At 74.4% G+C, this 676-nt stretch carries 1 pseudogene; it reads left to right on the top strand.

Annotation, left to right across the window (positions count from 1 at the left end):
* Positions 1-298: 298 nt before the first annotated feature.
* A pseudogene (locus tag G3I65_RS01335) lies at positions 299-676 on the top strand (sensor histidine kinase); the annotation flags it as partial.

Here is a 676-nt window from a genome sequence, read left to right on the forward strand (position 1 = left end):
ACTCCCGTGACCAGCGCGACGATCGCGCCCTTGCCGCGGCGCAGGGCCAGCCCGCCCGCGACCACGCCCGCGATGCCCAGTGCCGCGCCCACCAGGGACCACAGCCGTCCCGGTGTCAGGTCGTAAGCGGCGGCGGCGATGTTCATGAGCTGCTCCTTCGTTTCCCGGATCGGACGTCCCCGAGCATGTCCGCGAAGGAGCCGCCGGTCGTCGTGCGGACGTCGGCATCCGGCTACCGCGTTCGTGGTAGCCGGAAAATGCTCCCTGGGCGGCAGTTCCGCGCGGCTAGGGTCTGGGGATGAGCCGCGCGCGGATCGTGGACGGGGTGATCGCCGCCGGCGTGGCGGTGGCGTTGCTGAGCGCCGGGCTGTCCGCGGACCGCCCGCCGTCTCTCCTGGGTTACGCGGCATTGGTCGCCGGCGGGCTGGCCTTGGCCGCGCGCCGCCGGGCGCCGGTCGCCGTGCTGGTGGCGACCGCGGCGTGCGCGCTGGTCTACCAGGCCGCCGGCTTCGAAGTGCCCGTCGTGGCTTACCTCTTCGCCGTGTACGCGGCGGTTCGCGCGGGGCACCGGGTCGCCGCGGTGGTGGCGTCGGTGGCCATGCTGGGCGCGGTCCCGCTGACGCTCCTGGCTTCGGGCCTGCACGACGCGAGCGAGGCCTTCACGCAGTCGCGCGAC

Source organism: Amycolatopsis sp. SID8362 (assembly GCF_010550475.1).
GTDB classification, from domain to species: Bacteria; Actinomycetota; Actinomycetes; order Mycobacteriales; family Pseudonocardiaceae; genus Amycolatopsis; species Amycolatopsis eburnea.